6 protein-coding genes and 1 tRNA gene are annotated in these 14738 nt (G+C 47.9%); 5 read left to right on the top strand and 2 right to left on the bottom strand.

Annotated elements, in window-relative coordinates:
- Positions 1-99 precede the first annotated feature (99 nt).
- The 5 genes from rpoD to BS617_RS02495 all read left to right on the top strand — a co-directional run bounded on the left by rpoD (position 100) and on the right by BS617_RS02495 (position 12396).
- Positions 100-1953 (top strand): RNA polymerase sigma factor RpoD, encoded by a 1854-nt coding sequence (rpoD, locus tag BS617_RS02515; RefSeq protein ID WP_075171334.1) that lies wholly within the window; start codon positions 100-102, stop codon positions 1951-1953.
- A gap of 67 nt (positions 1954-2020) precedes the next feature.
- Positions 2021-2097: transfer RNA gene (locus tag BS617_RS02510), tRNA-Ile, on the top strand.
- Between the two features lie 167 nt (positions 2098-2264).
- Positions 2265-9779 (top strand): type I polyketide synthase, encoded by a 7515-nt coding sequence (locus BS617_RS02505; protein WP_075171333.1) that lies wholly within the window; start codon positions 2265-2267, stop codon positions 9777-9779.
- A complete protein-coding gene (locus tag BS617_RS02500) occupies positions 9779-11104 on the top strand; it encodes an aminotransferase class I/II-fold pyridoxal phosphate-dependent enzyme (RefSeq protein ID WP_075171332.1) in 1326 nt (441 codons plus the stop codon). Before BS617_RS02505 ends, BS617_RS02500 begins: the two co-directional genes overlap by 1 nt.
- A 20-nt stretch (positions 11105-11124) precedes the next feature.
- Positions 11125-12396: a capsule polysaccharide biogenesis protein gene (locus tag BS617_RS02495; protein ID WP_075171331.1), complete on the top strand. Its 1272-nt coding sequence runs from the start codon at positions 11125-11127 to the stop codon at positions 12394-12396.
- On the opposite strand, the gene BS617_RS02490 is transcribed toward BS617_RS02495, so the two are convergent.
- Positions 12347-13969, bottom strand: a complete 1623-nt coding sequence (locus BS617_RS02490) for an LTA synthase family protein (protein WP_083609903.1) — start codon at positions 13967-13969, stop codon at positions 12347-12349. The genes BS617_RS02495 and BS617_RS02490 overlap by 50 nt on opposite strands.
- A 3-nt stretch (positions 13970-13972) precedes the next feature.
- Positions 13973-14731 carry an SDR family NAD(P)-dependent oxidoreductase gene (locus BS617_RS02485; RefSeq protein WP_075171330.1) on the bottom strand — a complete coding sequence of 253 codons (759 nt, stop codon included), beginning with the start codon at positions 14729-14731 and terminating at the stop codon, positions 13973-13975.
- Between the last annotated feature and the right edge of the window lie 7 nt (positions 14732-14738).

The raw sequence follows: 14738 nt of genomic DNA, 5'->3' as shown, positions 1-14738 counted from the left end.
CCAATCAAACAGCCTTCTGCTAGCAAAACCTAGCCGCTGGCGTTATAATGTCGCGCTAACTTTTTTGTAGTCTCTAATTCGCACCATTGTAGGACATCTATGTCAGATACCTCGCAGCAGCAATCTCGTCTAAAAGAACTGATCGCACGCGGTAAAGAGCAGGGTTACCTGACTTACGCCGAAGTTAACGATCATCTTCCTGAAGATATCGCCGATCCCGATCAGGTCGAAGACATTATTCGCATGATTAATGACATGGGTATCTCTGTATCAGAAGAAGCACCTGATGCTGAGACACTCCTCATGACCGAAGGCGACTCGGCCGAAGAAGCAGATGAAGATGCGGTTGCAGCCTTAGCTGCCGTAGAGTCTGACGCTGGCCGAACAACCGACCCCGTTCGCATGTACATGCGTGAAATGGGTACTGTGGAGCTCCTAACCCGCGAAGGCGAAATCGAAATCGCTAAACGCATAGAGGAAGGGATCCGCGAAGTCATGACCGCTCTAGCCAGCTTCCCTGGCTCTGTAGAGATCATTCTTGACTCGTACAATACGACGCTTCAAGAAGAAGGTCGCTTAAGCGATATTTTCAGCGGCTACATCGACCCAGACAATAGCGACTTCATCCCCGCAGGCTCAGTGCCACCTGTTGAAGAAACAGATGACGATGATGACACTGACACCAGCGATGACGATGATGACGACACAGACAGCACCGACGATGAAGAAGAAGGCGATCGCGGCCCCGATCCAGAAGAGGCTCGTCAGCGTTTCGCGCAGATTCATGAGCGCCTGTTAGCTCTATATGACGTACTTGAAAAAGAAGGCCGCGACACTCCGGCTTACAAGGCCGCATTTGATGAGCTTTCAGAAGCCTTTTCTCCGGTCAAACTGTCACCACGTTATTACGACCTACTCGTAACGCGTGTACGTGATTATATTGATCGTGTTCGCCAGCAAGAACGCACTATCATGCGTATCTGCATTCAGCGCTGTAAAATGCCGCGTAAATTCTTCATCAAAGAATTTCCAAGCAACGAAACAAGCCCTGAATGGCTAGACAAAATCATTGCCGAAAACCATGACTTTTCAGCAGCGATTAAACAAAATTTACCCGATTTACATCGTGCTCAACGCAAGCTCGTTCAAATTGAACAGGATGCCATCATCCCGCTGGCTAGCATTAAAGATGTAAACCGCAGCATGTCGATTGGTGAAGCAAGAGCTCGCCGCGCCAAGAAAGAAATGGTAGAAGCCAACTTACGCTTGGTTATCTCGATTGCAAAAAAATACACAAACCGTGGCCTTCAATTCTTGGATTTAATTCAAGAAGGCAACATCGGCTTGATGAAAGCAGTTGATAAGTTTGAGTACCGTCGTGGTTACAAGTTCTCGACGTATGCGACTTGGTGGATTCGCCAAGCCATCACACGATCAATTGCCGACCAAGCACGAACCATTCGTATTCCAGTACACATGATTGAAACGATCAATAAATTGAATCGTATTTCACGTCAGATGCTACAAGAAATGGGACGCGAAGCGCTACCAGAAGAGCTGGCCGAGCGCATGGAAATGCCTGAAGATAAAATACGTAAAGTATTGAAAATCGCCAAAGAGCCTATCTCAATGGAAACACCCATTGGTGATGACGAAGACTCTAGCCTAGGTGATTTTATCGAAGACGGAAATCATACTTCTCCGGTTGATTCCGCTACGGGCGAAGGTTTGCGCGAAGCAACGCGCGAAGTTTTGGCTGGCCTAACAGGCCGTGAAGCCAAAGTACTGCGCATGCGTTTCGGCATCGATATGAACACCGATCACACGCTTGAAGAAGTAGGTAAACAGTTTGACGTTACTCGTGAGCGTATTCGTCAAATCGAAGCCAAAGCGCTACGTAAACTGCGTCACCCAAGCCGTTCAGATCACTTGCGCAGCTTCCTCGACGAATAATTTTTTAGTAACAATATCAAGGTATTGCGCCAATGATACTAAGTATGTATTATTGGCGCCTCTTTTAGGGCCTATAGCTCAGTTGGTTAGAGCGCCGGACTCATAATCCGTCGGTCCCAGGTTCAAGTCCTGGTGGGCCCACCAATTTACAATTGTATTTTTTTGACAAGAATACTTCTAACATCCCCTCTTTTGGTCGCTACTAACTCCTTCATTAGTCGGATTTTTTTACAAAAAAAACCTCCTTTTCGCATTGATATTACGTACAATGACGTGAGATTAAGACCACCCGGAGCCAGAGTTTTTAAGTTATGGATAAACGTGTTGTTATCATAGGCACTTCCTTTCGTTTTCCAGGTACTACGCCGCAGTCATTTTGGCATGATTTACTGGCTAATAAAGATTTGGTAAGCCACGTCGAAGAAGGCCGCTGGTCATTTGACGCTTATACGCACCCCGACAAAAAACACCCAGGTACTAGCTATACATTTTCAGCGGGTTCAGTGGGTGATGTGTCTGGCTTTGACGCGAGTTTTTTTGGTATTTCTCCTCGCGAAGCCTCCCTGATGGATCCACAACAGCGCATGCTGTTAGAGATGACGTGGGAATCTGTCGAACATGCAGGTAAAGCCCCTTCTTCACTAAAGGGAAGCCAATGTGGTGTTTACATTGGTATCGCCAGTGCCGATTACGCCTATCGTTTTACCGAAGATATTTCTATCGTTGACTCTTCGGTAGCCACAGGTAACACAGCCAGTATTGCAGCTAACCGTATTTCCTACTTATTCGACCTGCACGGGCCTAGCATCGCTATGGACACGGCCTGCTCTTCTTCTATGGTCGCATTTCACCAAGCATGCCAAGCTATACGCTCCGGTGAAATCGAAGAAGCCTTGGCAGGCGGCGTCAGCTTACACCTACACCCTTACGGTTTTATTGCGTTTTCTAAAGCCACTATGCTGTCTCGAAAAGGCCGCTGCCAAGTTTTTGATGCCGCCGGTGATGGTTACGTCCGCTCAGAAGGCGGTGGTATTTTTTATCTTAAAGACTACGACGCCGCTATACGTGATGGTGATCGTATTCTTGCGGTTGTCGCTGGCTCAGGTGTCAATACCGACGGCTATAAATCAGGCCTAACCGTACCAAATCCTGCCGCTCAAATTGAGTTAATGGAAAGCACATACAAAAAAGCCGGCCTTACAGCTGATGACCTAGACTACCTAGAAGCTCACGGTACAGGCACCGCTGTTGGCGATCCAATAGAAACACGAGCGATCGGCCTTGCACTCGGCCAACAGCGTTCCAAACCACTTCCAATTGGCTCCGTAAAAAGCAATATGGGCCACTTAGAGGCGGCTTCGGGTGTTGCCGGTTTAGCAAAAGCTTTGTACTCGGTTTACTATCGAGAAGTGCCTGCAACTATCAGCATGAAAAACCCGAACCCCAATATCCATTTTAACGAATGGAATATTGAGGTTGTCAGCAAAAACCTCGCGCTGGATGCGAATAAACCACTGACTATTGGGATTAACTCATTCGGTTTCGGCGGTGCTAATGCACACGTTATTCTGCAATCACCACCAGACAATAACGCATCAAAATCAAAAACTTACACACAAGCCACTGATAAACCCTTACCCTTAGTAATTAGCGCTCGTGATGCTCAAGCATTACAGACTTGCCTAGAAGACGCCGCAGAATTATTGCGTGAAGAGTCTGCATCATTTTATGATGTTGCTTACAATTATTTATACCGCCGAGAGCTCCACGGATTGGCACATGTTATTTGGAGCCAGGACTCAGCAGACGCTATTGAGCAAATCAACGCCCTGTTAGCGGATGAATCGACACCTATTTACCTAGACAAACCTCAGTCGCCTATTGCCTTTGTTTACTCGGGCAATGGATGCCAATGGGAAACCATGGGTAAAGCCCTGCTACAAAACTCCCGTATCTTTAGAGAGGCCGTGGGTCAGGTCGACACGCTATTTGAACCCCTAGCAGGCTTTTCTCTGGTCGCTGAACTGTCGGGAGACAATGGTACAGACCGTTTTGACCAAACGGAGATTGCTCAGCCTGCCTTGTTTGCCTTGCAAATAGGTATTACAGAACTGTTACGCGCACATCATATCGAGCCATCCGCTGTCACAGGTCACAGTGTGGGCGAGGTAGCAGCAGCGTACTATAGCGGTGCGTTGTCTCTGGAAGACGCCGTTCATGTCATTTATTACCGCAGCCGCTACCAAGGCCAAACCGCAGGTTTTGGCGAGATGAGCGCCGTAGGCATGAACGAACAAGATATTCGTGCATTGCTAGAGCAAGAGAAATGTTCCGGCGTTGAAGTCGCCGGCATTAACAGCGCCAAAGGCATCACTTTAGCCGGCAACCCAGAACAACTTTCTCAACTTGAGGCTATTTTCGCTGAAAACGGCACTTTCTATCGTCGCCTAAACCTAAACTATGCGTTCCATAGCTCAGCAATGGACTCAGTTGAAGCGCCAGTTAAAGAAAGTCTTTCTCATTTAACGCCGCACGAAACCCGCTTACCGTTCTACTCAACGGTAACAGGCAAAGCAAGTAACGGCCTAAGCCTTGGCGCCGCCTACTGGTGGGATAACATCCGCAAGCCGGTGCAATTCAAGAACGCAATTGATCAAATTATCGCCGATGGCATTACCCAATTTATCGAAATTGGTGCGCACCCCGTTCTCAAAAGCTACCTCAATGACGAGCTTAAAGAAGCGGATCAAGCTGGCACTGTACTGAGCACGCTCACACGCCGAAATGCCACACAAGATGCTATTACTAAGACCGCATCTCAAGCGCTGCTCACGTTACCAGCATTACCAGCTGACATCTTTCCGGTCACTGGTAACTTTATTGAGTTAGATGCCTATCCATGGCAACGCGAGTCACTGTGGCACCCCGAAACGCATGAGTCATTAGGCCTGCTTAACCGCCAAAAAGCTCATGACCTTTTAGGGTATCCAGTTAAGCAACTCGATAACATGTGGGAAAACACCCTCGATACACAGGCCTATCCTTGGCTTGGAGATCATAAAGCCGGGGAAAATGTTGTCTTCCCAGGTACGGCCTATGTTGAGCTACTATTGGCAGCCGTCCAAACAAAAACAGACCATGACCTGCTCGAAATTGAAGAGCTAGAAATTAAGCAGCCTTTATTACTCGACGACAGCGTCAGCAAAAAAACGCGCTTAAGCTATGCTATCGAATCAGGCCAACTCAGCATTGCCAGCCGAGAATTAGTAACCGGTGATAAATGGACACAGCATGCCAGCGCTCGATCGCTCAAGATTGCAACTGACCTGCACTTATCAGCCTCATCTCCGTCGCTACCCGAACGCGAACCCGACTTCACACAAGACGATCATCTTGCGTTAACTGAAATAGCAGGGCTAGATTATGGCACGGCTTTCCAAGCGCTGATTCATGGTTGGGTAGAAAAACGCTCTACCAGCACACCCAGCGTAACAGCGACCTTTAAGCCTGACGGGAACTCGCAAGGGTTTACATTGCATCCGGCACAGCTGGATTGTACTTTCCAGCTCATCATTCACTTCATGAAGGATCAGCTCGCCGAAAACGAAGGGATAGCTTATGTACCTGTTCGCGTGGGTCGGATATTTACACGCTCTGGCGCGCATCAAATTGCTATAGCCCAAGCACGCCTACTCAAGCGTTCGCCACACTCTATTACAGCTGAGTTTGATCTATTTGATGAAAATGGCTTACACGTGGCAGCTATTAAAGAGGCTCGCTTTAAAGCGGTACGAGTGCGTAAGGCGAACAACTCGCACATTAATTATCTAGACTATTATCTGACTGCCATTCCAGCATCTTCTTCTGCTTTAGATCACACGGAGTGGCTCAGCGTACTCAATAGCGAGTTACCGCCAGCGGTTTATCAGCGCTCCAACACTCTGGTTCAAGAAGTAGAGCCTTTATTTGATGCGTTAATGACAGCATACGTTAGAGAAGCACTTGCCACGCTGGAAACTCAAGGCGAGCTCAACGCCGCTTTTGTAGATACGCTCACTAAAGACTCGCCGTGCGCAGCGCGCTTACTCAACAGCATTATACGTTTTGCCACAGAGCGTGGAACCATCGTAGCTGCAGCCGACCATTGGGTACTTGCCGAAGCTGACGAGGACAGCATCCCTGCTAATTTAATTTGGCAGATGATGGCGCGTGACTATCCCGATTACTTTGCAATCACTCATTTAATTGGGCGGTTTGGGTTACATTTACATGAACTAATAAAAGGGGCGCTTGTTGCCAGTGACCTCGGCCTAGAAGCCAACGAACTGTACGCCACCATTATTAGTTTACGTAATAACAGTACTCTCTTGGGTAGCTTAGCCCAGTCGATTAAACCTGTACTCAATAAAACACCAGCCACTGGCCAACGCCGACGCGTTCTGGAAGTAGGTATCTATGAACCCACACTAATCACCAGCCTGTGTAATGATTTTAATTACACTCAAGGTGATCTGGCGTTTACCAGCCTACAGTCAGAGGCGCTAGACAAGGTTCAACTACTACAAGAAAGCCACCCAATGGTGAGTGCTTTCTCATTAACCGACGCAACACCACAAGAACACGGCATATTTGATACTGTCATCATTAACATTAATGGTGTCAGCGTATCAGAGCTTGGGATTTTGTTCCGCCATCTGGCTCCACTTCAAGCACCCAATGCCAACGTGCTCTTTATAGCGCCATCTCAAGCTGATTGGATTGATCTATTATTCGCCTGCGACACAAATTGGTGGAATGATAATAACCAAGAAACAGGCCAACAGCTTAACGCATCGCAATGGACTAGCGCCCTAACAGAGTCTGGCTTTACTTCAGTAACAGCCGTACAAACGCAAGAAGAGCACTCCTCGTACTTGTTAAGCGCCATTGCCCCTGCAACCAACAAAGCAGCCTCAAACACAGTAGGCAATAGTGATTCTGCTACTGAGAAGCTGCTAGTTATACACGATACACAACCTGTATCCACGCGCCTTGCCGATGCTGTAATTCAACACTGCCACGAACAAGCATGTGAAGCACACACACTTGTTCTTTCCACACAGGATATTATCAATAGCACCGCGGATGATCTGCACACGCTATTGACAGCACAAAGCTCTCGTATCGTTTTTATTGCCGGAATTGATGATCAAGCCGACTTTACTGAAGAGCGGTTTACGGACCTTAGCAATCGTTGTAAGGCACTCAATCATCTCTTCAAAACCATAGAGCTACACAACGATCCGCTTCAATTAACCCTTGTTACGCAAGGTGTTGGCCAAACGTACCTTTGTGACGACGGCCTTGCTAATTTTGGCCAAGCTCACGTAGCAGACGATTCCGCGGTATGGGGATTCGCTCGCACCTTAATGAACGAGTCTGCTAAGATTGAGCTACGCTTAGTTGATGTTCCTTATGCAACCTTTACAACAGACGTAACTCGGGCGTTGGTATCTCAACTTCTCAATAGCGACAACCTAGCCCACGAGGCAGAGATCATTCTTGATCAAGCTGGCCATTCTTATGCGCCGCGTCTACGTGAGAACGAACAGCTTTCGAACCCTGCTGACGCTCAGTTAGAAAGCACATCTCACAACGATGCGTTTTACCTTGGCTTTGACATGCCAGGCCAGCTCAAAAACCTTACGTGGCTAAGCAAGTCAGATGCACCTATAAGCCAGGATGAAATCCGGGTAGCCGTCAAAGCCACAGGGCTTAACTTCCGCGATGTCATGTACACATTAGGACTGCTCTCCGATGAAGCCATAGAAAACGGCTTTGCTGGACCAACGTTAGGGCTTGAATTTGCCGGTGTTGTGACCGAAGTAGGCCAGGACATTGAAGGCTATACCATTGGTGATAGCGTTGTGGGCTTTGGCCCTGCAAGCTTCAGCAATAGCGTAATCACTAAACCGAATGCTATATCGCACATACCAGAAGGGATCAGCTTTGAAGCGGCGTCTACGATCCCAAGCACCTTCTTCACGGTATATTACGCGCTTAACCATTTAGCGCGCCTAGAAGAAGGTGAAAAAATATTAATACACGGCGCAGCCGGTGGTGTTGGCATTGCAGCAATTCAAGTTGCTCAATGGCTTGGTGCAGAAATCTACGCCACAGCCGGGTCTGAAAGTAAGCGCGACTTTTTACGCATGATGGGTGTAGAACATATTTATGACTCGCGCTCACTGACCTATGCGGAAGAAATCCTGTTTGAAACAAACGGCCGCGGCGTGGACATTGTGCTCAACTCCCTAGCAGGAGAAGCCATCAACCAAAACTTCCGTGTATTAAAGCCTTTTGGACGTTTCTTAGAGCTAGGCAAGCGCGACTTTTATGAAAACACAAAAGTAGGCCTTCGTCCGTTCCGCAACAATATTAGCTATTTTGGTATTGATGCTGACCAGCTGATGCAAGAAAAGCCGGCTCTCACGCATCGTCTCTTTACCGAAATGATGCAATTATTTGCAGACGGCACTTTATATCCGCTACCTTACACACGCTTTGATGCCACGCACATTGTGGATGCGTTCCGTTACATGCAACAAGCAAAACAGATCGGTAAAATCGTTGTTGCTTATGACCAACCCATCAAAGCAAGCCACATCAAGGCGACTAGCACTGAGCAATCGCTTGAGTTATCTCACGAGGCTACCTACTTAGTAACAGGTGGTCTGGGTGGATTTGGCCTCAAAACAGCGCAATGGCTTGTATCAAAAGGTGCCAAACATCTGGCACTTCTCAGCCGCAGCGGTCCTGTTTCGGAAGAGGCTCAAGCGGCCTTGGCTATTTTTAAAGCACAAGGTGTCACTGTTTTACCTGCCGCCTGCGATGTCAGTGACCGCAAGGCACTTGCACAAGTATTGCAGCAAATTGATAGTGAGCTACCGCCACTCAAAGGTGTTGTTCATGCAGCCGCTGTCATAGAAGACAGCCTCGCTCTCAATTTAAGCGACGAGCAACTAGAACGTGTACTGCGCCCCAAAATTACAGGCGCACGCTGGTTAGATGAATTAACAGATCATTTAGACCTAGACCTATTCGTCCTCTACTCATCTGCTACCACACTTCTTGGAAACCCAGGGCAGGCTTGCTATGTAGCCGCCAACCACTGGTTAGAAGCATTAGCGGCAAACAGACGTGCACGCGGCAAAGTGGCTAGCTGCCCTCGCTGGGGTGCCATAGACGATGTAGGCTTCCTTGCACGTAACGAAAAAATCAAAGACGCACTACAGAGCCGAATTGGCGGACAAGCATTAGCGTCCGACGCAGCTTTAGATGCGCTTGAGCAAATGATATTGAACAAGATCACTAACCAAGGGGTCTTAGAGTTCGACTGGGGGCCACTCAGCCGTTTCTTGCCAAGTGCAGATCAAGCCAAGTTCAGAGAAGTAGCGTTAACCGCTCAGGAAAGTGACCAAGGTGATGACAATAGACTCGATATGGACGCTCTCATGGCCATGTCAGATGAAGAACTCACCCAAACCGTACTAGCGTTACTTAAGTCGGAACTGGCCAGCATACTAATGACGTCAGAAGAGAAACTGGATATTAACCGCTCTATGTATGATATGGGCTTGGACTCCTTGATGGGTGTCGAATTAATGTCAGCAATTGAATCACGCCTTGGCGTTACAGTCTCTGTTATGGCCCTCAGTGAAACACCGACCTTAGCTAAATTAAGCGAACGCTTAGCGACGCAAATAAAAGGTGAGGACCAAAGTTCTGAAGACGATATGGCAGCCCAAGTGGCCCGCCAGCATGCCGGAAAAGGAGAATCGGCTTAATGAGCTCACAAAAGCTTTCGCAAAATATTAAAGATAAGCTGATTCAAAAAACGTTACAGCACAAACTTAAAAAGGCCGAAAACTCCGGTAACGGAATTGCTTCTTTGTTGAAGTCCACAACAAGCAAGCAAGCCAAAGCAAACCGATTTGATCAGCATCCGGGTTATCAACAGATGCAAATCATCAAAAACGGTGCTGCAAGCCTCGGCATCGAAAGCCCTTTTTTTCGTACGCACGAAGGAGTGGCTGGTGCAACATCAGTGATTAATGGCAAAGAAGTCATTAATTACGCCAGCTACAATTACCTTGGACTGTCGGGCCACCCAAAGGTGAACCAAGCGGCCGTTGATGCTATTGAACAATATGGCACTTCGGTCTCAGCTAGTCGTATTGTGTCTGGTGAGCGCCCTATTCACCAAGCATTAGAAGCGAAGCTTGCTCACATGTACGAGGTGGATGATGCTCTCGCCTTTGTGAGCGGCCATGCAACTAACGTCACAACTATCGGCTACTTGTTCGGCGCTAAGGACCTCATCATTCATGATGAATACATCCATAACAGCTCTATCGTAGGTGCTCAATTATCTGGCGCGAAACGCTTATCGTTCCCCCATAATGATTTAGATGCACTAGAAGCCCTTTTAGCCGAAAAGCGCCACCAATTTGAACGCGTGTTAATCGTCGTCGAAGGCCTTTACAGTATGGACGGAGACCACCCTGATCTGGCGCGCCTCGTAGAGATCAAACAGCAGCACTATGCATTTTTGATGGTTGACGAAGCACATTCATTTGGCATTTTAGGCGATAGTGGTAAAGGCCTAAGAGAGCTTTACCAAGTGGCCGGCAAAGATGTCGATATCTGGATGGGCACACTGAGCAAAACAATGTCCGGTTGTGGAGGCTATATCGCCGGCGAATCAGCCTTAATTGAACACCTACGTTATATGGCCCCCGGCTTTTTATACAGCGTAGGGATGCCTGCTCCCATTGCCGCAGCCGCTTTGGCTTCGCTAGAAGTTATGGAACAAGAGCCGGAAAGAATCCACCAGCTCATGCATATTTCCAAGTACTTTCTCGACACAGCCAAATCACTTGGTTTTAATACCGGTGAAAGCACAGGCATCGCCGTAATACCTATTATTTTAGGGAGCTCAGTAACCGCTGCTAAGGCCTCTGCTGCTTTATTCGAGAAAGGCATTAACGTACAACCCATTCTGTACCCCGCTGTTCCAGAACAGAGCGCACGTTTACGCTTCTTCCTCTCCTGCGAGCATACCGAAGCCCAGGTTCGTGAAACACTGGTCCTTTTGAAAACGCTGATCTAACTGGCTGCCCTGAGAATACTGTGCAAAAACGGAACTTTCTTTTTCTTCAGGGCCCAACAAGCCCTTTTTTTTCCAAACTTGGCGACCGACTTTTAGCTGCAGGCGCGGGTGTTTTTCGCATTAACTTTTGTGTGGGCGATGCCGTTTATTGGCGCAATAAGCAGGCATGGAAATACCGCGCTAGCGCAGATAACCTGCCCGAGTTCATTGAACAAAAGGTAATCAACTATGAGATTACCGATATTATAATGTTGGGGGATACCCGACCAGTCAATGCGCCTGCGATTAACATTGGAGAACGCCACAATGTTCGAGTGCATGTTTTTGAAGAAGGCTATTTTCGGCCTCGATGGTTAACACTAGAGGAAGGAGGAATAAACGGCCACTCAAGGCTACCTAAATGTCCTCAGTGGTATCGACGCATAGCACCTGAACTCAACCCAATAGATAATGGCGAGACCATCAGCAACCCTGTGTTGTTACTGGGCATGCACGAGATAGGCTATCACGCACCTAATCTGCTTAATCCTCTACTCTATCCGGGCTACAAAACACATCGCCCTTATATTTCCGGAGTCGAGCTAGCGGGCTGGGGAGCGCGTTTTGCTAAAATGCCATTACTTGAGCGCTTTGATGCAAAAACGATTGAACAACTATTATCCAACCAAACGCCCTATTTTATTCTGCCTCTTCAGTTGGATAGCGATAGTCAGATACAAACACATTCACCCTTCGATTCTATGGCCGATGTGATTCGCACAACCCTCACCTCTTTTGCCAAGCACGCACCAGTGGACAGCCTACTCGTGATAAAGAATCATCCGCTAGACACCGGCTTTGTTAATTTTAAAAAGCTTATTCTGCAGCTCGAGGACTCATTAGGTATTAAAGGCCGAGCGCTGTATTTAGAAAGCGGACACTTACCAACGCTGCTCGATCATTGCCAAGGCGTCATAACCATCAACAGCACGGTGGGCACCTCCGCTTTATTCCACAAATGCCGGACTCTCGCCCTTGCCGACCCTATCTACAACATTCCGGGATTAACCGCGCAATGCAGCTTAGATGAGTTTTGGACTGACACAGAATACCCTGACCAAAAGCTATTTCAGTACTTTCAGCGTGCAGTTATCCAGTTGACTCAAATAAATGGTGGCTTATACAGCCAAAAAGGCATTAGTACCGGTGTAGAATCTGCCTACCAGCGACTACTGCTAAGCGAGTCACCTTTGCAAGCAATGCTCAGACGCTTTCCTGTTCAGCCGCCAAGCGAGTCTTGTAACGCGCACTAAGCGCCTGAAATAATAACGTTGGCAGCTCTGAAATATCTTTGGAGCTCGCTGACGTGCTGGACGCCTCTTTTAGCCCATCCGTGGAGTGGTCATTCCATATAAAATAGCGAGTCTCGCCCTTTGGCGCACCTAACGTCTGATATACCTTTGCCATGATCGGCACATGATCGCCGTACCACCCCAACACACCACCATTAGGTTGGTCATTTAAGCATTCAGTTAACATCGCAGCCATTGTATCGGCATTGCGTAAGTGGCGGGCATAAACAGTTAAATCATCACAGCCAAAAGGCTGTTCACCCTCATAGAATGCAACCTGATCAGCCTGACTGGCCTTCTCCAAGTGCAGAGGACCATGATTTTCCATCGTAATTACAAACACAAATACAGGTGTCGACGTGCCAGAGGCGTGTGATCGTTTAGACAAAATCGATTTAACCTTATCGGTTAAGGCAACATCTCCGACATACTGGCCGACCTTATCTGCTTCGGTAAATGATTGAATATCGATAAACTCATCAAACCCCATTCTGGGATACAATTTATCACGCAAATAAAAAGACGCAGGATAAGGATGAATGCACACCGTTCGGTACCCTAACGCCTTTAAAGCGTGCGCTACCGTATACTGCGGCTGCTTCATAAAGTGCCGATAGGGACTGAACTGATGAACCCCCAAAACATGAGCAGGCTTACCTGTTAAGAACGCACTTTCTGTACGGATAGTATTTGCGCCCCAAGCCGGCACGGTGAGAGCCCCCCAGCTAAAAGAGTGCGCACATATCTGATCAAACTCTGCCAGAATAGAAGGCTTCAATACTGGATACTCTGTACGAGCATCAAAGAAGGACTCGCTTTGAACAACAACAACGTCAGGCAACTTCTCAGCCGCAGCATCTTGTGGCAATAACTCACGCCATTGATTCTCTTCCACAGGATTAGGCTGCGTATAATGTAGGATGCCGTAATGCCATAAAAAACCAATTTGCCCTAGTGCACAATAATCATGCTCAGGCTGCAACAATACACGGCGCACTCGTACCTTATAACCCCATACCGTTACAGCAACTCCCACCGCAAACAAAATCCCCCACGACACGATATAGGAGCCAACTGAAGCCTGTGCGGAAGAAAAAACCGATGGTTCCAACATTACACCAGCCACGAGCACACCAATAAACGCACACAGGGCTAGCAAAGCATTAGCAATACCAAAAAACGGTAAATACAAACGAGGGTGGCGTATAGCATCAGTAAAGTATTCAAAATCGTGCACTAAAAAGGGCTCACGCATCGCGTGATACTTTGCGTTATTAACAAGCACAATGAGCAATTGAATAGCCAGAACATTGCCCATAGCAAACCAAGGCCGCCTAAACAAAACAAGCTCAGCTGCGAATACTATGAGCCAAGTCCCTAAATGCAGCAAATTAGACGCCAAGGGGCGTTGCCAAATCATTCGGCTTTTAGGGGTTAGCAGCAACTCCATCGCAGCAGACAGCAACAAGCCTACACACAATGGCATAGATAAAGTAAGCAAAGAATGCCCTAACGAAAAGCCGATCTCAGTCACCCATTACCCTCCGTAATCAAGCCACTTAATCAGCTTCTGAGATACACCCGGCGGTAAGGCTGCCAAGCCCCAACAACCAATATTGAGAGGAAACGGGAAACTAATCCGCGGATGGTTTTTAGCAACTCGGCGCTTAATAACACGGGCCGCTCGCTGCGGTGTCCATAAAAATGGTTTGGGCCCTGGCATAGCGTGACACATTGCAGACGCTACATACCCGGGCATAACAACAGTAACCCCTACATTCGATGGTGCCAGCCAACCGCGAATACCTTCAGCATATGCTTTAACGGCCGCTTTACTAGCGCTGTAGCTAGGCGTAACAGGCAAACCAAAAAAGGCCGCAAGGGAGCTAATTAAAACGAGCTGCCCCTCACCCTTATCACGCATTGCCAATGCAAAACTATGCGTCAGAGCGAGCGTCGATTTCACATTTAAATCCAACAGCAGCGACATTTCATCCCACGTTTCTCCGGATTGGTCAGGGCCGGTATTAATGTTCATCCCTGCATTGGCATACACGATCTCCGGAACCCCCTGAGAGAGAATCTCTTCACACCAGGTTCGAGTGCGTTCAACGTCCGACAAATCCAGAACGTGCGCTTCTGCGCTGCCTCCCGCGGCGTTACACTCCTCTACCAGAGCATCTAGTTCGGCTAATTGACGACCCTGTAATATCAAGTGATAGCCATCTTGCGCATAAGCTCTAGCTAGCGCACCACCGATAGCACCCGTTGCACCTGTAATGAGAATCCGTGCCATATTAATC

This window comes from Neptunomonas phycophila (assembly GCF_001922575.1).
In the GTDB taxonomy this organism is placed as follows: Bacteria; Pseudomonadota; Gammaproteobacteria; order Pseudomonadales; family Balneatricaceae; genus Neptunomonas; species Neptunomonas phycophila.
The sequence above is the reverse complement of the archived record's forward strand: the minus strand, read 5'-3'. Positions and strand labels throughout refer to the sequence as shown.